Source organism: Agarivorans sp. QJM3NY_25 (assembly GCF_050870875.2).
Taxonomy (GTDB): Bacteria; Pseudomonadota; Gammaproteobacteria; order Enterobacterales; family Celerinatantimonadaceae; genus Agarivorans.
The window spans coordinates 4,261,824-4,280,913 of the sequence record NZ_CP194041.2 but is presented as its reverse complement, the minus strand read 5'-3'; the positions used below and the strand labels follow the sequence as shown (position 1 = coordinate 4,280,913).

General features: G+C 45.0%; 16 protein-coding genes. 11 read left to right on the top strand and 5 right to left on the bottom strand.

The window, feature by feature from the left end; translation table 11 throughout:
• Positions 1-20 precede the first annotated feature (20 nt).
• Positions 21-1,808: a protein-disulfide reductase DsbD gene (locus ACRRSW_RS19520; RefSeq protein ID WP_432460215.1), complete on the bottom strand. Its 1,788-nt coding sequence runs from the start codon at positions 1,806-1,808 to the stop codon at positions 21-23.
• Positions 1,809-2,215: 407 nt separating this feature from the next.
• Here ACRRSW_RS19520 and ACRRSW_RS19515 point away from each other — a divergent pair, with 407 nt between their 5' ends.
• On the top strand, positions 2,216-2,698 hold the full coding sequence (locus ACRRSW_RS19515) for an FxsA family protein (RefSeq protein WP_432455910.1): 483 nt from the start codon (positions 2,216-2,218) through the stop codon (positions 2,696-2,698).
• Positions 2,699-2,752: 54 nt separating this feature from the next.
• On the opposite strand, the gene ACRRSW_RS19510 is transcribed toward ACRRSW_RS19515, so the two are convergent.
• Positions 2,753-2,935, bottom strand: a complete 183-nt coding sequence (locus ACRRSW_RS19510) for a hypothetical protein (RefSeq protein WP_432460214.1) — start codon at positions 2,933-2,935, stop codon at positions 2,753-2,755.
• A gap of 327 nt (positions 2,936-3,262) precedes the next feature.
• Here ACRRSW_RS19510 and ACRRSW_RS19505 point away from each other — a divergent pair, with 327 nt between their 5' ends.
• Both ACRRSW_RS19505 and groL read left to right on the top strand, forming a co-directional pair.
• Entirely contained in the window at positions 3,263-3,553 is a 291-nt protein-coding gene (locus ACRRSW_RS19505; RefSeq protein ID WP_432455912.1) for a co-chaperone GroES, read from the top strand.
• Between the two features lie 47 nt (positions 3,554-3,600).
• Positions 3,601-5,256 carry a chaperonin GroEL gene (gene groL, locus ACRRSW_RS19500; RefSeq protein WP_432455913.1) on the top strand — a complete coding sequence of 552 codons (1,656 nt, stop codon included), beginning with the start codon at positions 3,601-3,603 and terminating at the stop codon, positions 5,254-5,256.
• Between the two features lie 262 nt (positions 5,257-5,518).
• Here groL and ACRRSW_RS19495 read toward each other — a convergent pair whose 3' ends face one another.
• Both ACRRSW_RS19495 and ACRRSW_RS19490 read right to left on the bottom strand, forming a co-directional pair.
• Positions 5,519-6,646 carry a DUF481 domain-containing protein gene (locus tag ACRRSW_RS19495; protein WP_432460213.1) on the bottom strand — a complete coding sequence of 376 codons (1,128 nt, stop codon included), beginning with the start codon at positions 6,644-6,646 and terminating at the stop codon, positions 5,519-5,521.
• 373 nt (positions 6,647-7,019) lie between these two features.
• Positions 7,020-7,592: a TetR/AcrR family transcriptional regulator gene (locus ACRRSW_RS19490; protein WP_432460212.1), complete on the bottom strand. Its 573-nt coding sequence runs from the start codon at positions 7,590-7,592 to the stop codon at positions 7,020-7,022.
• A 240-nt stretch (positions 7,593-7,832) separates the two neighbouring features.
• Between ACRRSW_RS19490 and ACRRSW_RS19485 the strand changes: the two genes are divergently transcribed.
• The 8 genes from ACRRSW_RS19485 to ACRRSW_RS19450 all read left to right on the top strand — a co-directional run bounded on the left by ACRRSW_RS19485 (position 7,833) and on the right by ACRRSW_RS19450 (position 18,486).
• On the top strand, positions 7,833-8,477 hold the full coding sequence (locus ACRRSW_RS19485; RefSeq protein ID WP_432460211.1) for a peroxiredoxin-like family protein: 645 nt from the start codon (positions 7,833-7,835) through the stop codon (positions 8,475-8,477).
• Between the two features lie 294 nt (positions 8,478-8,771).
• Entirely contained in the window at positions 8,772-9,620 is an 849-nt protein-coding gene (locus tag ACRRSW_RS19480; RefSeq protein WP_432460210.1) for an AraC family transcriptional regulator, read from the top strand.
• Between the two features lie 353 nt (positions 9,621-9,973).
• The gene (locus ACRRSW_RS19475; RefSeq protein WP_432460209.1) at positions 9,974-11,995 is read left to right on the top strand and encodes a TonB-dependent receptor; all 2,022 of its coding nucleotides are present in this window, start codon (positions 9,974-9,976) and stop codon (positions 11,993-11,995) included.
• 138 nt (positions 11,996-12,133) lie between these two features.
• Positions 12,134-14,443: a penicillin acylase family protein gene (locus ACRRSW_RS19470; RefSeq protein WP_432460208.1), complete on the top strand. Its 2,310-nt coding sequence runs from the start codon at positions 12,134-12,136 to the stop codon at positions 14,441-14,443.
• 114 nt (positions 14,444-14,557) lie between these two features.
• Positions 14,558-15,478 carry a Fe2+-enterobactin ABC transporter substrate-binding protein gene (gene fepB, locus ACRRSW_RS19465; RefSeq protein WP_432460207.1) on the top strand — a complete coding sequence of 307 codons (921 nt, stop codon included), beginning with the start codon at positions 14,558-14,560 and terminating at the stop codon, positions 15,476-15,478.
• Between the two features lie 69 nt (positions 15,479-15,547).
• Positions 15,548-16,513 carry a FecCD family ABC transporter permease gene (locus tag ACRRSW_RS19460; RefSeq protein WP_432460206.1) on the top strand — a complete coding sequence of 322 codons (966 nt, stop codon included), beginning with the start codon at positions 15,548-15,550 and terminating at the stop codon, positions 16,511-16,513.
• A complete protein-coding gene (locus ACRRSW_RS19455; RefSeq protein WP_432460205.1) occupies positions 16,510-17,574 on the top strand; it encodes a FecCD family ABC transporter permease in 1,065 nt (354 codons plus the stop codon). Before ACRRSW_RS19460 ends, ACRRSW_RS19455 begins: the two co-directional genes overlap by 4 nt.
• A gap of 111 nt (positions 17,575-17,685) precedes the next feature.
• Positions 17,686-18,486 carry an ABC transporter ATP-binding protein gene (locus tag ACRRSW_RS19450; RefSeq protein ID WP_432460204.1) on the top strand — a complete coding sequence of 267 codons (801 nt, stop codon included), beginning with the start codon at positions 17,686-17,688 and terminating at the stop codon, positions 18,484-18,486.
• 76 nt (positions 18,487-18,562) lie between these two features.
• Here the strand turns inward: ACRRSW_RS19450 and ACRRSW_RS19445 are convergent, their stop codons facing one another.
• Positions 18,563-18,850, bottom strand: coding sequence for a hypothetical protein (locus tag ACRRSW_RS19445; RefSeq protein WP_432460203.1), 288 nt, complete (start codon positions 18,848-18,850; stop codon positions 18,563-18,565).
• Positions 18,851-19,090 lie beyond the last annotated feature (240 nt).

The window sequence follows — 19,090 nt, the reverse complement described above, 5'->3', positions numbered from 1 at the left end:
TGCTGCTCATTTAGCTTAATTTATAAGCCGTTTAGCAGTAAATGCGCATTAAAAGCTTCGGCGTTCATAAATCCAGTGATGCGCGCTTGCTGTAGCTCTTCTCCGCTTGCATTAAATAATAGCAGAGTGGGCAAGCCTAATACTTGGTAATGTGTGAGTAATTTGATCGAAGTGGCGTCGGTTGTTGTGACATCGGCTTGTAGCAATACCATGTTGTTGAGCTGTGCAGCGACCAATGGATCACTAAAAGTCTCTTTTTCAAAGGCCTTACAGGCGGTGCACCAGTCAGCATAAAAATCAACTAGTACTGGTTTTGCCTGGGCCGCGGCTAAATCGAGCTGCTGTTGCATTTCCTGCAAATTAGCCACTTGAATAAATTTGCCCTGTGGCATATTGGGCGCTTCATGCCACCAAGTTTGGCTGGCCCACAATAGGCTAATCAGCATGCAACCAAGAAGCAGTAATTGGCGCAGTGTTTGCCAAGGGCTGAGCGGGCTCAGCCGATTTTGATGGTAGTAATAGCCACTGGCCCCGAGAATCAGCAACAGCCATAGCCCTTGAACGAGTGATTCGGGAATAAAGCGTTCCAATAGCAAAATAGCTACGGCTAATAACATCACTCCAAAGAAGGTCTTCACGTGTACCATCCAAGCGCCGACTTTGGGTAATAATTTGCCACTGCTGGCGCCTAGTAACAGTAAGGGCAGGCCCATACCAAGACTTAAACTATAAAGGATCAGAGCCCCGAGCGCGAGATCCCCTGTTTGTGCCACATAAATGAGAACCCCTGATAAGGGCGCAGCAGTGCAAGGAGACGCCACTAAACCCGATATCATGCCCATGATAGCAGCACCGGAGAGAGAGCCAGCTTGTTGCTGATGGCTGAGCTGGTTGAGTTTTTGTTGGATGCGACCGGGGAGTTGTAGGGTAAAAACGCCAAACATGGACAGGGCTAATAGTACAAATAACAATGCTAAACTAGCCAAAATAGCAGGATGTTGTAGCGCGGCTTGAAACTGTAGGCCAGCACTGGCAACCACTAAACCTAAGCTCGTAAAGGTGAGCGCCATGCCTTGCACGTACGCCAAAGATAGGCGAAAAGCGCGCTGAGTGCTAAGTTGTTTACCCGGGCCAGCAATAATCCCAGTTAAAATAGGGTACATGGGGAAAACGCAGGGGGTAAATGCTAAACCGAGTCCCAAAATAAAGAAGAGTAATATATTCAACCAAATGTTGTTGTTGGTGAGTCGCTCGGCCAATACCCATTGCTGGCTAATCGGCTCACTTACCTTGAGGCCGGAGGGGCTTGGCGTTGCTTGCGCTACAGGAACTGTGGTGGATGGCTCGATATGATTGCTAAGAAAGGCTTCTTTGATTTGCGGTGGATAACATAAACCGGCTTTTGCACAGCCTTGATAACTGACTTCAATGCGAGAGGCATCGCCGAGTTGTGCGAGTGGGATGGTGAAGCTCACATCCTGTGGGTAAATCTGCACTTGGCCAAAATAGGGGTCATCATAGGGCTGTGCTTGAGGTAAGTAGTGACTGAGCTCGATTGGCTCATCATTGACCTTCACGCTAAATTGCCGCTGATAAAGATAGTAGTGAGGGGCCACTTGCCAGTTAAGTTGCAAGCCACCATCTTGTTCTAGAAAATTAAAGGCAAAGGCACTATCGACGGGCAAGAATTCTTCTGCATTACTCGTCACCGAAGGCTTGAGTCCTGGTAATTGATTAAGCAGACTTTCGGCATGCAGTGTAGAGCTGAAGTAAAATGCCAGTATGATGATAAAAATTCGTTTTGCCATGTGAGGTCTTTTCTCGCTCCCTAATCAATATACAACCCTATAAAGGTCATCCGAAATCAGTATGCCGTTCAATCAATACTTACGAGAGCATCGGTCTTGGAAGTACTTTTTTACGACTCATGATAGACAGACCTCAGTTGCGACAAAATAATAACACAAACCCTGATTTTTTTGCTTGCTGAGGATTTTGTTCGAAATCGTTGCATTTTGCTGATTGGTTTTATAAATGTGGCTTGTTCATTTTTCGAGGTATTCATCTCTTAGCGTAATAATGTGTATCATTCAAGATAAATAGCACTGACGATATCAAGCAGACAGCCTTTAAATTTGCGCTGATGCTCCCCATATTTTAGTCTTAGCAGATAAAGCATTGTTTAGTGCTTTGCCATTTGAAGAGGATTTCTCCCTTGTTTTTATATATTTTTTTGTTATTTGCGGGTCTGTCATACGCTGAAATCTTTGTACTAATTAAGGTGGGTAGTTTGATGGGAGCGCTTCCTGCGATTGGATTGACGATCCTCACCGCAGTCGTCGGAGCCTCTTTAGTTCGTAGTCAAGGCCTACAAACCGCCTTCCAAGCACGAGCGGCGATGGAGCGAGGCGAAACGCCTGCGCAACAAATGTTTGAAGGCCTGATGTTGATTGTTGCTGGCGTGATGTTGGTGATGCCGGGATTTATTACTGATTTCTTCGGTTTATTGTTATTGTTCCCGCCACTACGCGCAGCTTTGGCGGCTCGATTTTTGAAATCGCAACTATTAAAAATGCAAACCATGAGAAATCAATCACCAGACTTTGGGCAAGAACAAGAAACGGGGCCAGCCAATATCAAAGACGTCGACAAGTCTGGAAATGTGATTGAAGGTGAGTTTGAAAGAAAAGATGATTAAAAAATAAGGGCTATAAGCCCTTATTTTTGAGTATGCTTTGTTGAGCTATCGATGTTAGTGTTTAGTGGTTACGACTCTTGGGTTCATTCCCATGCTCGTTGACAAAAAACTACCAAACTCTTCGGAGCGAAGGTGTTCTTCCGCTTCTGCTACGCTACCTTGAAAAGGTACATAGACGGTTTTTTCTTTAGAAAATAAACCGCTTAAACGCTCGAAGGCAATATAAATTGGCTGCATGCTTAGTGCTCCCGTTATTACGCTAATAAACTGAACTGGTTGTTATTAAGTTGTTATAGTTTTGTGTTAAATGATGTTTTGTATGACCAGTCGGTGTGATCCTGCTCAAATTTCAGCTTAAATTCAAGCGTTTTTTGTACAACTTGTCGATGAAAATGTTTTCAGATTGATTTCAGTTATGTTTTTTCGATAAAAAAATAAAAAATTTTCTATCCCCCCTTGTATGCGCAACTAACGACCCCCATCTTATTTGCAAGATTAAGTTTGTAACTCTGAGTTACATATACATGAACAAAACACGATTGTTTTTTTAAAGGAGAGATCGCAATGAATATCCGTCCGTTGCATGACCGCGTTATCATCAAACGTAAAGATCAAGAAAGTAAATCAGCTGGTGGCATCGTGCTTACAGGATCTGCAGCAGAAAAATCAAGCCGTGGCGAAATACTCGCTGTAGGTAAAGGTCGTATGCTAGAAAATGGTGAGTTACTTGCCCTAGATGTAAAAGTGGGTGACACCGTTATATTTAACGAAGGCTACGGCACTAAAACTGAGAAAGTTGACGGTGAAGAAGTATTGATTATGTCTGAATCAGACATTCTTGCAATTGTAGAATAATCTCCCTTTTTCGATAGAGAAAACAGAACTCATTTTAGGAAAAAATCATGGCAGCTAAAGACGTATTATTTGGTAATGATTCTCGCGGCAAAATGTTAGCGGGCGTAAACATTCTAGCAGACGCAGTAAAAGTAACTTTAGGTCCGAAAGGTCGTAATGTTGTTTTAGACAAATCTTTTGGAGCACCGACTATCACTAAAGATGGTGTTTCGGTTGCAAAAGAAATTGAGCTAGAAGATAAGTTTGAAAACATGGGCGCTCAAATGGTGAAAGAAGTTGCTTCTCAAGCCAATGATGCCGCTGGTGATGGAACAACTACTGCAACTGTACTTGCGCAGTGTATCGTTAACGAAGGCCTAAAAGCCGTTGCCGCAGGTATGAATCCAATGGATCTGAAGCGCGGTATCGACAAAGCTGTTGTTGCAGCTGTGGCTGAGCTTAAAAACTTGTCTGCACCTTGTGCCGATACTAAGGCGATTGCTCAAGTTGGGACTATCTCTGCTAACTCTGATACCACCGTGGGTAATATCATTGCAGAAGCAATGGAAAAAGTAGGTAAAGAAGGCGTTATTACTGTAGAAGAAGGTCAAGCTCTGACTGATGAGCTAGACGTTGTTGAAGGAATGCAGTTCGATCGCGGTTACCTGTCTCCTTACTTCATCAATAACCAAGAAAATGGCAGCGTAGAGCTAGATAGCCCTTACATTTTATTGGCTGATAAGAAAATTTCTAACATCCGTGAGTTACTTCCATTGTTAGAAGCTTTGGCGAAAGCGGGCAAACCTTTACTGATTATTGCCGAAGATGTTGAAGGCGAAGCCTTAGCCACACTAGTTGTTAACAACATGCGTGGTATTGTGAAAGTTTCAGCAGTAAAAGCCCCTGGGTTTGGTGACCGTCGTAAAGCGATGTTACAAGACATTGCGATCCTAACCAACGGTACAGTGATTTCAGAAGAAGTTGGTTTGGAACTTGAAAAAGCGACTTTAGAAGATCTTGGTAGCGCTAAGCGTGTAGTGATTACTAAAGATAACACCACCATTATTGATGGTTTAGGTGAAGAAGCTGCGATTGAAGGACGTGTTGTACAAATTCGTCAACAAATTGAAGATACCTCTTCTGACTACGACCGTGAAAAACTTCAAGAACGTGTTGCTAAACTTGCTGGCGGTGTTGCCGTGATTAAAGTGGGCGCTGCGACTGAAGTTGAAATGAAAGAGAAGAAAGCGCGTGTTGAAGATGCGCTACATGCGACTCGCGCTGCGGTTGAAGAAGGTGTGGTTGCCGGTGGTGGTGTTGCGTTGGTTCGAGCTGCGGCTAAAATTATTGACCTTAAAGGTGATAATGAAGAGCAAAACGTTGGTATTCGTGTTGCGCTTCGCGCGATGGAAGCCCCACTTCGTCAAATCGTTGATAACGCAGGTGATGAATCATCAGTGGTATGTAACAACGTGAAAGAAGGTGAAGCTAACTACGGCTACAATGCTGGTACTGGTGAATATGGTGACATGTTAGCAATGGGTATTCTTGACCCAACTAAAGTGACTCGTAGTGCCCTTCAATTCGCTGCATCGATTGCAGGCTTAATGATCACCACTGAGTGCATGATCACTGATAAGCCTGAAGATAAAGCTGCTGGTGCACCTGATATGGGTGGCATGGGCGGTATGGGTGGAATGGGTGGAATGGGCGGCATGATGTAATCATAGCGCCAGCTATCCATAGAAACTCATAAAGTTTCTTAAAGCCCGTAAAGCATTGCTTTACGGGCTTTTTTTATATTAAGTATTTTCCTTTCCAAGCCCGGGGCTAAGGCGTGATAGCTTTAAGAATGAACTAACAATGTTCACAGGCCTGCGGGTAAAAGAAGGTATCCGCGGTTGGTGAGAAGGGGGCGAAAGCATGTTAACTGAGTCAATAAATTCATTCTGCCCCTTTAAAGCCTGTCTTCGAAAGTGGCTCTTTTTAGAAATCTAAACCAATCCCTATCACTAGGCGATAGTCATTTGGGTCGGGCGTGATGTCATCTGAGTCTGCCGTGGGAGATTCGGTGTAATCCCAAATGAAGTCGATGTCTAAATCAAGATCGTCGGTAATCTCAATGGCTAGGTTGAGTAGGTTGTGATGTTGGTAGCCGCCAGTCTTTTTCTGAGCCAAGGTCACTTGATAGTCGTGAGTAAGCTCGATGTCTTCGGTGATGTCTATTTCAAAGTTGGAAGCAAAGGACAAACCAATACTACTTTCCTTGTTGGAACTGCCAGCGGTGACTTCTTCAAATCGGGTTTGCTGCCAGGAAGGACCAATAGACAACTCCCACTTTTTGCGATCATTATCCACTGCAATGTAACCTACTTGCGAGGCTAATTGAGTTTGTAGCTTTATATTTTTCAGTGGCGCGTGGTAAAAATCAGCCAATACAGGGCGAAAGAACCAATCATGATGTTTATATAAATCATGAGATAGGGTGACTCTGTGGTTTCGCGCTGTGGTTTCATCATTGGATTCAGAAATAACCCCGAGGTAGGTGATGATTGTTCGATTAAGTGCGGTTTTGCGTTCACTATTAAGTTTGCCGTTTATTTCTAAGGTGTTGGTATTGCCGCTGGCAATATTGGCGCTTAAGGTGGCTTTGTTTTCCCAACGGTCTGCTTCTCGCTCAGCGACCCGATACACCGATATAACATCTTGGCGTGAGGCATAATGGGTGTCTTTGCCAATAATGGTCACGCCATCGTTGTCAACCATTAAGCGGCCACGTACTACGCCTAAGCCACGCAAGTTTACTTGGAACCAGTTGGCGGTGCGTAGTCGTTGAATATCTTCAATATCAATGTTTAGGTCGTCTAATTCATCACTGTCGAACAGGACTTCTTTTTGGTAAAGCTCTTCTAGTTCCCCTTGAATGACTTCGCCAGAGTCTAGTTGGATCCAATCCTTGTCGTCATCTAAATCCAGTGCACTAAAATAATCTTGTTGAAATTGTTCAGCAACAGTTTGCGGTGTCTGCTGGACCTTAGGAAGAGAGGAGCCTGCAGCGAGTGGAAGGCTAAGGCTGGAAAAGCTTGCTAATAATACAACAGCTAAGAGGCGCATTAAGTGGTGGCTGCTCCATCAGGCATTTAATGATAGTGTTTTGATATTAGCGGCTTTTTGGCTAATACGGAATAAGCGCTTGAGAATACTCGATGTATTGTTTAGCCAAGTTCATTTTATACTTAACTGGCATAGTAAGAAGCGCTCGCTATAGCTTAATGGTAGCTGCGGCAAAATAGTTAAAAACTGGCGAAAGTAATTAGGAACATTAAAAGGATACTCTCGGCTCCTTTTTATACTCATTGGCTTTACGACTTTGTTGCTGGGCGGCTTTCGACTGAGCTCAGAAACGATAAGGCATTTTGCTCCCTCTGCACTGCAAACCAATAATTGCCATACGCTTTACGGGATCGCTTTTGCTAAATAACTAAGGCTAATTAGGCAGCTTGCCCCAAGGCAACCATGACAAGCCTAATTCAAGAGATTGACGCATCGCCGCGGCTCGCTGCTGGTGAAAACCATATACCCGCAAGCCAAAAATATGCATCATAAGGCTATTGGCATAAGCGGTCGCCTGTTCTGGTGAGAATACTTGACTCAAGTAGGCAACATAGTGCTGCTCGATTTCGCTCAACAATTTTCCTGCCAGCTGATGTAGCTCAGAGTCGGCTTCTAACTCAAGCCAAGTACGTACTAGAAAGCAGCTGAAATAGTCATTACAACATGATTCTTCAAGCAACTTTATCAACAGTTGACATAGCGCCAATGGAAGATCAGCTGCACTTTGTAACTGTTTATCAATGAGCTGTTTAGAGTGCAAGGCATAGCGCTGCAAACAAGTGGCATATAAGCCCTCTTTGCTGTCAAAAGCCAAATAGATGCTCCCTGGCTTTAACCCCGTTACTTGCACGATCTGCTGCATCGAGCCGCCCGAAAAACCCCGCTGCCAAAATAACTGCATAGCATTATCAATTACTTGGTCTCGATCGAACTTAGCTCTAGCCATTTACTCTCCAACATTATGCATCTACTGCCATAGGCCTTTATCAAAGTTTATACAGTCGTTGCAAAGGTACGGTGTACTGTCTGTCAATTTTAATCTTTAGTTTAATCAATTTTGAATGAATGCTCAAAATAAACTTGAATGACCATTTAAGCTCTGTTTAAATAAAATTGAATGATCGTTCAAGTTAAGTGCGAATCAAGATTAACTATTCACTGTCAATATCCTAGTAAGGACCCTAGCATGAAACTACAAAACGCTATCGCTGACTACCGCGCCAAGTTTAAAGAAAATGTTCCCGAGAATATTCAGCTAATTATGAGCCAAGCCACTCAAGCACTAAACGAATCGGGTATGACTAGCAGGGCACCTAAGCAAGGGGAGGTGCTGCCCGAGTTTGAACTAAGCAACCAGCTAGGCCAATTACGCAGCCTAAATCAACTATTGGAGCAAGGTCCACTGGTTATGACCTTCTATCGTGGAGGCTGGTGCCCATATTGCAACTTAGAACTAAAAGCCTACCAAGCTGTACTTCCCGAATTAAAAAAAGCGGGTGCAAACCTCGTCGCAATTACCCCAGAGCTACCCGATCAAAGCCTATCAACCGCCGAGAAGAATGCCTTAGAATTTGAAGTCCTCAGTGATCCTGGATCTAACTACGCTAAGCGGTTGGGCTTGGTGTTCTCTTTACCAGAAGAGCTACGTACTATCTATTCAGGTTTTGGTATCGATGTGGAAGGTCACAACGGGAAGGGGCAATTTGATTTGCCTTTGGCTGCCACCTTTGTCGTTACTCCAGACAAAGCCATTGTTAGCGCCTTTGTTGATGCGGACTACACCAAGCGTCAAGAGCCGAGTGAAATTATTGCGCTACTCGATAAACTTTAATTAAAGGGTGGGACTGCAGCATTGGCCTGTATATGACAAATAACGTTATAAACAAAGAGCAACACCGTCAGTCAGGCACTAACCAAGCGCCCGACTGACAACTTCAATGAGTCGTTATAGGTTTTATTGGAAGTAATCTTTGCAAGACCTTTAATGATATTGAAAATCAGGGCATCCCCATTTTTATACTCTTACAAAGAAACGCTTCTTTCTATTTGTTGCTAGCGGTATATTTATGGCTAAGTTACTAATCGCGTGTGTCGTCGTTTAATAGACAGTTTTCTTGGAGAGTCGGTGGAGATTAAAAACAAATATGTAAATAAAGGAATAGATTACATCGTTGATAACCTTGAAAACGAATTAAAAGTAGAAGATGTAGCGCGCTATTGCCATTTGTCGAAGTTCCATTTCACTCGTTTATTCAAGGAGGAAACTGGCGATAGTGTCTATGCGATGATTAAAAAAATGAAAATGGAGGAGAGCGCGATTGTTCTTGGCATGAACATGAAAAACAGCATTACCGAAGTGGGCATGAATTACGGTTATAGTTCATCCAATTACAGCTCGGCATTCTCTAAGCATCATGGCATCTCACCGACCCAATTCAGGCGTTTGGAAAAATACAAAAATAACAACTTACAGAGCCCGCTCAGTCAGCCCTTTTTCTATGAAAATCCCAGCTTTTATGCTGACAAGGTGAGGGTGACTGAGTTTGACAGTAACTTGGTTATTTATAAGCGCTACATCGGTAACTATAACGACATGGGCGTGCTGTGGCCTGATTTTATTGAAGAGTATCGTGACTATTTTAAGGACGACTCTCAGCTTATTGAAGTGTGCTATAACGACCCGAATATCACTGATGGTGATCGTTGTATTTTTGACTTATGCCTTAAGGTCGACCAACTCACCGATGCTATAAAAACCCGCGCTAATACCAAGCTAATAAAAGGTGGCCGTTATTGTTCTTATCATTTTAAAGGGAGTGAAAGTGAAATGATTAAGGAATATAAGGGCTTTTTATATGTGTGGTTTCCTAAAAGTGGTTTAGTTTTGGACCGTCGAGTCAGGTTTGATTCCTATAAACTGGCTGAGCCTAGTCATGACTATTTTGAAGTTGATATTAATATTCCGATAAAATAGTTGAATCGCCCACTGCTTAAGGTAGCGCTTGGTTAACGCGCCATGCCAAGCATTGCAAATGCTGCTCCCACTGTTTGTTCACTCCTGCTCTAAGCCATCGCCTCAAAGGTAGCGCTTCTTTTATCTGAGCGACTTGCTCTGATAAGTCATCGAACTATCAATTTCTACTAGAACCCGGTGAGTAGTGCTTTAACTTTGCTTGCTTATATTCCATTTCATTCACAAAACAGCACAAATTCAGAAGAATAGCTTAGCCAGTGTTTTTAGAATAGCTGCATTAAATGGTAATGGTTATCATTGCGGTTTGTGGTGGATTAAGTAATATCTCTTGGAGAATGGTAATGGAATACTCGATGAAGTTGAGTCGGTTAACCGTGGCAGTTATCGCCGCAATTGGTCAAGTGAGTATGGCGGTAGTCGTACCCGCTTGGGCAAATGATGAGGAGACAAAGTTAGAGACGATAGTGGTGGTGGGTGAGAAAATTGATAAAAACCTGAAGGATACGACCTCTGCTGTCAGTGTGATTAGTGCAGAAGACTTTACTAGTTCGGAGCATGCAAAAGTTAACGATATTGTGACCACCGTGCCGAACGTAACAGAGTCAGGTTTTGGCACGATTAGTATTCGTGGTATTGATGGTGCCGGAGCCGCGACCGGTGGTTATACCTTTTATAACGGGGCGCGAACTCGAATATCGACCATTGTAGATGGGAATACCCAAGCTTGGTTTGGTGTTGATTTTATGCCGAGTAAATTATGGGATGTACGCCAAGTCGAGGTTTATCGAGGTCCGCAGTCAACGACTCAAGGCACCAATGCGATAGGTGGTGCTCTGGTTGTGGTAAGTAATGACCCAACCCAACACTGGGAAGGCGCAGTGCGTCTTGGTGCCGAAACTTATGAGAACGGTAACCTAAAATCAAATTTGGCGTTTATGAGCTCGGGCCCGTTGATTGAAGATGAGCTCGCCTTTCGGATTGCGCTCGATGGTCAGGCAGGGGACGGTTACATTAACTATGCCCAAGACAGCACGGAGTTAGATGACTCACCTGATTTGTCATATTCGGAGAATCTAAATGCGCGCTTAAAATTACTATGGCAGCCCAAGGCCTTACCAAAGTTGAGCGTAAAATTTACCGCGCTTAATCAAGTTCATGAAGGCGAGTACTCCAACTGGGCAAATGATGTAGATAGTGCTTATACAACTCAGACCTATACGCTTTCGAATGCGGGGCGCTCCTTCGTTCGTTTACAAGACTCCTACAATCGCTCTATTTCCTCCGACATTGATTACGCATTGACCGATAGTCTCAACAACTCTCTACATATTAATTTGGGGAGCAGCGAAGTGTCGTTTGAACAACACGCCAGTGCACTAGATGTTTCTTCGAAAACGGATCTGTTTAGTTTTGAAAATAGGTTGATGTACCAAAATCCGGCGGTCGATTATTCAGGTGTGCTTGGACTGTATTACGCGAAGGCGAAAACTGATACCGCAGTTTCCAATTATTACACGCGCCAAGGCGAGGTGACCACCGCCGCTATTTATGGTGAAGGTGCCTACCGTATTCATCCCCAGCTTAAGCTCATCGCCGGGGCGCGAGTAGAAAATGAAAAGAATTACTCGCTACTTTCCTATAACACCGAAGGTTCAGATACCAGTAACTCTATCCTGCTGCCAAAATTTGGTGCGATTTACGACTTAAATGCAAGTCATACCCTAAGCGCGTCCATTCGCCAAGGATACAACGGTGGCGGTTATGCCTATAACTGGACCGAGTATGAGTACTACGAGTATGAAGAAGAGTCGGTCGTAAGCTATGAAGCTGCATTAAAGAGTCGTTTTGGCGCAGCGGAGCTCACCACCACGCTTTTCTATAATGATTATTCTGGGTATCAGGCACTTGATAAAGGTGGGTATTTTAGAAATATCGATGACTCTCATACCTATGGTGCAGAACTAGAAGCTACTTTGTGGCCAAGTAATGATTTGCTGCTACAAAGCTCTTTAGGTTTGCTGAAAAGTGAGATTCGCAGTGATGATACCGCCTATGCTGGTGCGGAGTTACCAAATGCGCCGAAGGTAAATATTGCTGCCAATTTTATTTACTACTTAAGTGAAGCCTTGTCTTTTGGCGGGGATGTTAGCTACGTCGGCTCATATTACTCGGATCTGGAAAACGCAGAAGCGCATAAGGCCGGTGATTACATTACTGGTAATGCTCGGCTTAATTATCTGCTAGGTGATTTCTCGATTGACGCTTACATCAAAAACATCAGTAACGAAGCGGTGGTGACCTACGTTCGCAGTGATGGCTGGGCAGCAGTGGGCCAAACCAGAACCTTTGGAATAGACCTGGCATATCAATGGTAATGCGAGTTGTGATGTTGTGAGTGCCAAACCGGCGCGAGCAACATCGCCAAAGCATGCCGAATCATATAGTTATTTTGCCAAGTATAGCGCTAAACCTGAGTGCTTTTACTTCGCTAAATAGAAGGACAATGAAGAGTAATGAGTGCATTTGAATTGCTAACGGAAGCCCGTCAGAGCATGGTTTTTCGTGATCAGCAAAATGGCAATCTTGTTGAGATCCAATGGTCTGACGAAGGTGTTCCTCATATCAAAGCGAAAGATTATAAAAGCCTGGGTTTTGGTTATGGTTACGCCCATGCCTTAGACCGTTTGTGCGAGCTCTCTGGACAGGTGATAGCATTGCGTGGTGAGCGTTCTAAGTACTTTGGTGCCGAACAGATCGCCACCATAGGTTTTCTAAAAACCAGTAATTTAAACTCCGATTTAATGTATAGGATACGGATGCCCGATAACTGGGTACAGCAAGCACTAGACTCGCTGGATCCACGTAGCTTAGATTATATTGGCGGCTATGTTGCGGGTTTAAATTATTACGCAGAATCGCTTGATCAAGTTCAGCGGCGCGAGTTGTTTAAACAAGAGCCAATGGTGAGTTTTGAACTGGCAGATGTGATCCGTTCAACCATGCGCTTTGGGGTGATGAAAGAGTTGGTTGAAATTGGCCCCGCGCTATTGGCTTCAACCTGCAAGCAACAGCCTATCGCTCAGAACTCTGCTCACTCCAAACCGGTTAAGGTTGAAGGTGGATTTGGCAGCAATGCTTGGGCTTATGGCGGAGATGTTGTTGCAGGAAATGGCGGTTTACTGGTGGGGAACCCACATTCAGCATGGAAACGTAGCCCCCACCAGATACGTATTTACATGCATCAATATCATCTCACTATACCTGGTGAAATTGACGTAGCGGGGGCGTCATTTTTAGGTTTTCCAATACCGATGACTGGGTATAACGCCAATGTGTCCTGGACCATTTTAGATGCGGCCGCAGTGACCGCCTTTGTTTTTCAGGCCATGGATGTAGAGATTAATCAGCAAGCGGCTAGCTATGTGATGGATGGCGTAAGGAAGCCCTTAGAGCGGCAAACTGTCTCTATTGAGGTTTTAGAAGAAAGCGGAGTATTAGCGACTCGACACTATGATTTTTTTAAGTCAGAGCTAGGTTTATTATATAAGTTACCTGCCAGCAGAGCGCGGCCGGCAGGGTGGTATGCCATCACCAATGCCGGAGAAGCCAATGCGCGTGGCTTAGACCAGTTTTTGGCGGCAGCTCGCAGCTCGTCTACTCGCGAATTTGTTCGCGCGATTGAGCAGCATCGTGGCATTTTGTCACAGTTACTGATTGCCGATAGGCATGGCGATGTTGCCTACACGGTAGCGGGTAACGTATTGCCAATTAGCGATGAGCTCATGCAACAGTATCATCTTGGTGAGAAGTCACTGGCTTTTAATGTTTTAGATGGTAGCCGCAGTGAGGCATCGTTTCGTGACGAGCTGCAACGCCCATTACAGGCACCGGTTGAGTTTTTTCCCAAGATTATTTCACGTGGCATTCTGCACAATACTAATAATAGTTATAAATACACCGAATATGGTCTGGAGCAAGTGGACTACCCGTCGGTATTTGGTCAACACAAACGGTTGCTTCAGGCTGACCGAAAGTACGCCGCTGGGCTAAGTTATGACCCTCGATTAATTATGTCGGCGCGTCGCATGAAAGAGCTTATTAAGGCGGGTAATATTACTGCCGAAAGCGCCTTACAAGTGATCTTTGATAACCGTAATTATGCTGCTGAAACCTTCCTCGATGCGCTGTTAGCCTTGGCGAATGAAGAATGTTCCGCCGAGGCGAAGTTAGCTTTTAAGGTCTTATCTTCATGGGATAGGCGAAATAATGCAGACAGCAAGGGGGCATTGTTGTTCCATCAGTTTTGGCTGCGAATAGTGGCCTTAGAGCTACTAAGCATCAGCCCTTGTGGTAATCCTGAACTCGGTTCGCAAATGCGGATTACTCCAGAGAGTAGGCATCAAATTATCGATGCCTTAGAGGCTGCGGTGATGGAGATAACGACGCTGGGGTTTGCCCTCGATGTAGCGTGGGGGGAGGTGTTGTATCAAACCGCAGATCAGCAGCGTATTGCCATGCATGGTGGTTGTTACCAAGAAGGCGTTTTGAATGGCGAGATGCCAGCCCCTCTGAGCCAACAAGGTTTCCCTTATATTCTATTTGGTTCGGCCTATATTCAATGCGTATTTTGGCGCGATCAGCAGGTGGTTCCCTATGTATTGTTAAGCCATGGTCAGCGTGATGGAATTGAATCTATCGGTCGCACTAAGCAACTAAAGTTGTTTTCTGATAAACAGCTTTATCATATCCCTTATGCGCCTGCAGAGGCACCAACGGTCGCGGACGATCTGCCGTCGACTATTGATGCAGGTTTAACGGATTGATAAAGCGCTTACTGGAGGGCGGTTTGACGCAATTCGCTGCTTTCTGCTCTTTTAGTTTTGCTATTTAATAGATTGTTATAATTGAGATAACAGCATGATGGAAACGGAATTGTAATGAGAAAGTTAGTACTGCCTTTGGTATTGGCGTGGTTTGTCTGGTTGCCCGCTCATGGTCAGTCTTGGCCTAGGCGTATTTCTAATGCCGACGGCAGTGTTACCCAGCTTAACCAACCCGCACAACGCATCTTGTCTACCTCGGTGACTATTACCGGTTCCTTGTTAGCGATAAATGCACCGGTGATTGCCAGCGCGGCAGATAATTCAGGACGTTTTTTTGAGCAATGGCAGTCGGTGGCAAAAAGTCGGGCGGTGAACAAGCTTTGGTCTGCCGGTAGTGTGGATTTAGAGGCGGTATATTTAGCGCAACCCGATCTCATCGTCGTCTCCAGCACTGGCGCCGATTCGGTGATCGACCAATTGACTGAACTTAGGACGATCGCTCCCACCATTGTGCTGGACTACAGTACTCAATCTTGGCAAGAAATAGCGCTTAAATTAGGGCAGGCCGCCGGTTATGAACAACAAGCCGAACAAACCATTGCCGCATTCAATGTTCGTGTACAAGAGGCGCGCCAAGCCATGGACTTACCCCACGGTAAAGCCAATATTGTAAGTTATCACGGTGCCGGGGTCGTTAACGCGGTGGCAAGAGAAGATGGAGCACATTCTCGATTGTTAAAATCCCTGGGCTTTGAAATTGAAGAGCTGGCGGCTCAATGGCAGGCTGGGCCTATCTCGCATAAAGACTTCATGCGGACTAATTTTGAAAACCTAAGCTACTTGACAGGGGAAACCACCTTCTTATTGGCTGCGTCTTCAACTCGTGCCGACGACTTTATGCATAACATCATCTTAAAAAACCTGCCTTCTGTAAAAAACCAGCAAGTCTATGGCTTGGGTGAGCACTCGTTTCGTATTGATCTATTCAGTGCCAATGAAATTATTGAACAAATGCTAAGTTACTTTAAAAAATAATGGCTTATTTATTGTTCTGTCTAAATTTTATTAGGCCTGGCGACTGACTATAAGAGATTGTGAGATTCTGTGTATAAATTTATTTGGCTGGTAGTACTACTGTTGTTATTAATGCTGATGAGCTTATTTATCGGCCCAAGAGAGATTTCTTATCCCGTAACGCTGCAAGCGATCTTCGATTTTGATAGCAATAATACGCTGCATTTGATTGTTCATTATTTACGTATTCCTCGCACTCTTTTGGCGGTGCTGGTTGGGGCGGCATTGGGCGTATCAGGGGTGATTATTCAAGGTTTAACCCGCAACCCTTTAGCCGACCCAGGCATATTAGGTATTAATGCTGGCGCAATGGCGATGATCGTGGTGGCGATTGCTTTTTTTGGAGTGGCGGATGTTGATCGCTATCTTTGGTTTGGTTTTGCCGGGGCAGGCTTAACGGGTTTGCTGGTTTATCTATTGGCTGGACGTGGTAACGCTTTAGATTCGGTGAGGTTTGTTCTGGCAGGTACTGCATTAACCATCGTACTGCTGGGCATCACCAATTTAATTACCCTAAATAGTCACCAAGAAGTGTTTAATCAATTTCGTCACTGGATTGTAGGTTCTCTTCAAGGAAGAACTTACGAGGTATTAAAACCAGTCAGTTTGTGTGTATCGCTTGGCTTAGTGCTCGCCTATTTATTAGCCAAGCCCCTAGATTCGGTGGTGCTTGGCGAGCAATTAGGTGCAAGCCTAGGGGTGAATACCAAGTTATTGTGGGGGGCGGCTTGTGTGGTGATTATGATTTTGGCGGGCTCCGCTACTGCGGCGGTTGGCCCGATTAGCTTTTTAGGCCTTACTGCTCCTCATATCGCCAAATTAATGATTGGAACAGAGCATCGAAAGCTACTGCCATTTTCGATGCTGGTCTCGGCCATTTTGCTATTAGGCGCGGATATCTTAGGGCGTATTATCGGTCATCCAAACGAGATTAGCGCTGGGGTGATGGTTGCCTTGCTGGGTGGGCCGTTTTTTCTGCTATTGGTGAGAAGATGAAAACCATCACCGTGAACAAAGTTTGTTTTTCAAACCACTTGGTTGTTGCACGTTATCGCCGCTACGCTATCACCCTTAATTTACAAGCCTGCTTGCTCGCCGCTGTGATGGTCATGCTGTTAGTATTATTGAGTGGTTATGCCCTCACTGTGGGCAAATTACCGATAAGCTTGAGTGAGGCGCTTGAGATATTGTGGTCTATTCAGCAGCAAGAGGCAGGCTTTAAGCAACATATCTTACTGGATATTCGCTTGCCGCGTATATTGACCGCACTGTTGTCGGGGGCCGCGTTGGGGATCTCTGGCGCTATCTTCCAAAGCATATCGCGTAACCCGCTTGGTTCTCCTGATATTATCGGTTTCACTTCGGGAGCAGCCAGCGGAGCCTTAATGCAGATCATCTTATTGGGTGGCGGCGCGCTGCAAATCTCAATCAGTGCTATTGTTGGCGGGATCGTGACGGCGCTACTGGTACTGCTTTTATCCTACAAAGCTGGGCGAATTGAACGCAATAAACTGATCTTAAATGGTATTGGTTTAGGAGCGATATTCACCGCATTGAATGGCTTATTATTAGTGATTGGCAACCTTGATAATGCCGTCACAGCTAATTTTTGGTTGGCCGGATCGCTGCATGCCAGAACTTGGAATCATGTATTGCCACTCGCTGTGGGTCTGGTGATTTCACTGAGCGTGATTCAGCTCGTATTCAAACCGCTGCTGTATTCGGACTTGGGGGATGAGCGAGCTAAGTCGCTGGGGATAGAGGTTGAGAAGGTTCGGCTGGTGATGACTTTGTTGGCGGTGGTCTTAGCGGCCTTGGCCACCGGCGCAACCGGACCAATCGCGTTTATTGCGCTGGCGGCCCCACAATTGGTGAATCGGCTGAAAAATAACGCGCAATTATCGCTGTTCAACTCCGGCTTAATGGGCGCATTGCTCCTATTGTTCGCTGATCTGCTGACCCAAGTGATTCCCGTCTCCTTGAACTTACCAATCGGCCGAGTCACCGGCATCGTGGGGGGGATGTATCTATTATGCTTACTCAGCAGAATGCGCTAAGGCTCGCTTTCAAGCTTTGCCCTTATTGGGATGAGAGGCTAGGGCTGAGTTCCCGATGTTTGATAAAGGTGTTTTATGTGGTGTGAAAAACAGGGTCACAAGGACTCGACTATGGCCTTGCAGCTTGAAGATCTATATCTCGCTTATGAGCAAAACAGGGTGTTGAATGGACTCAATTTAAGCATTCCACGTGAAAAGTTTAGCGTTATTATTGGCCCTAATGGTTGTGGTAAATCAACCCTGTTGAAAAGTTTGTGTCGTTTGCTTAAACCTAAGTCTGGCAAGGTATTGCTAAATGGCCAGTCGATCCAGCATTTAGCCACCCGCCAAGTGGCTAAGCAGCTTAGCTTGCTGCCACAAAGCGCCATTTCACCTGAAGGCATAAAGGTCGCAGAACTGGTGGCGCGTGGCCGTTACCCACATCAAGGGGCTTTTCGTCAATGGACGCAAGCTGATGAAAATGCAGTGAAAAATGCGCTTCAGATGACCGAAACCACTGAGCTGTCACAACAAATGGTAGATTCATTATCCGGTGGCCAGCGACAACGGGTGTGGATTGCCATGTTGTTGGCTCAACAAGCTCCTATTTTACTGTTAGACGAACCGACAACCTACCTCGATATTGCCCATCAATTGGAGCTGCTTGAATTATTCAAACGCTTAAATGTGGATGGTAAACATACGATTGTAGCGGTTTTACATGATTTAAATCAGGCTTGCCGCTACGCCGATAACTTAATTGTGATGAAAGCGGGTAAGCTTGTCGCCGAGGGGCCGCCTAGCGAACTTATTACAAGCCAACTGATACAAGAGGTGTTTGAACTCGATTCGGTGATCATCGCCGACCCGGTGACCAACACACCGTTAATTGTACCGAAGCCCCCAGCTACTGGCTCGCGGCAGCAAAACTAAGCGAACCGTGTCAGTGTATTTAAGTACTTCTATCGATGAGCAAGCGCATATTAATGGATCGCCAGAAAGCCTGAATTTAGTCAGCAGGGGATTGATTATTACCAGAAAAGGATAGTTGATGAATGGTCTGAATAAGCAAGACTTGGTGTTCGCTCTCTAGCAGGGCTCTTTCAAATAAGGGCCCCCCTTTGCTATTGTGAATTGTCCTCGCCCCATCACTAGCGAGTCGGTATCGAAAACGTTTACTGGTATATTGTGAGTCTGTATCACGATGAAACTCCAAGTCAATCGTCATGCGTTTATCAATATGCCCAGCAACGACACGGCGGGAATACAAATCGATGACCAGAGCGAGGACATCCAAGTTTCATCTGCGCTTAAATAGCTTGCCTCTCCTGTGCTGTCCAAACTTGCTTAGCTGTAACAAGATTTAAGTTCTGGTTTAATAAGTTATCAAACTTACCTATCAGCTTTGAGTGCTATACTCACTCATCTTAAAGGCCTCTTTACATAAGTGTTTACCTAACTCGCGCTAACCTTAGTTAATTTTACTTTGTGTCGTGGTGCATTGCTCCCGCTTGCTGGAAAACAATGAATAATCTTC

Excerpts from the sequence above, each read along its gene's own strand:
- ACRRSW_RS19495 (WP_432460213.1), bottom strand. The coding sequence starts at position 6,646 with ATGCGCCTCTTAGCTGTTGTATTATTAGCAAGCTTTTCCAGCCTTAGC.
- ACRRSW_RS19490 (WP_432460212.1), bottom strand. The coding sequence starts at position 7,592 with ATGGCTAGAGCTAAGTTCGATCGAGACCAAGTAATTGATAATGCTATG.
- ACRRSW_RS19450 (WP_432460204.1), top strand. The coding sequence starts at position 17,686 with ATGGCCTTGCAGCTTGAAGATCTATATCTCGCTTATGAGCAAAACAGG.
- ACRRSW_RS19485 (WP_432460211.1), top strand. The coding sequence starts at position 7,833 with ATGAAACTACAAAACGCTATCGCTGACTACCGCGCCAAGTTTAAAGAA.
- ACRRSW_RS19510 (WP_432460214.1), bottom strand. The coding sequence starts at position 2,935 with ATGCAGCCAATTTATATTGCCTTCGAGCGTTTAAGCGGTTTATTTTCT.
- ACRRSW_RS19505 (WP_432455912.1), top strand. The coding sequence starts at position 3,263 with ATGAATATCCGTCCGTTGCATGACCGCGTTATCATCAAACGTAAAGAT.
- ACRRSW_RS19470 (WP_432460208.1), top strand. The coding sequence starts at position 12,134 with ATGAGTGCATTTGAATTGCTAACGGAAGCCCGTCAGAGCATGGTTTTT.
- ACRRSW_RS19475 (WP_432460209.1), top strand. The coding sequence starts at position 9,974 with ATGAAGTTGAGTCGGTTAACCGTGGCAGTTATCGCCGCAATTGGTCAA.
- ACRRSW_RS19455 (WP_432460205.1), top strand. The coding sequence starts at position 16,510 with ATGAAAACCATCACCGTGAACAAAGTTTGTTTTTCAAACCACTTGGTT.
- groL (WP_432455913.1), top strand. The coding sequence starts at position 3,601 with ATGGCAGCTAAAGACGTATTATTTGGTAATGATTCTCGCGGCAAAATG.
- ACRRSW_RS19520 (WP_432460215.1), bottom strand. The coding sequence starts at position 1,808 with ATGGCAAAACGAATTTTTATCATCATACTGGCATTTTACTTCAGCTCT.
- fepB (WP_432460207.1), top strand. The coding sequence starts at position 14,558 with ATGAGAAAGTTAGTACTGCCTTTGGTATTGGCGTGGTTTGTCTGGTTG.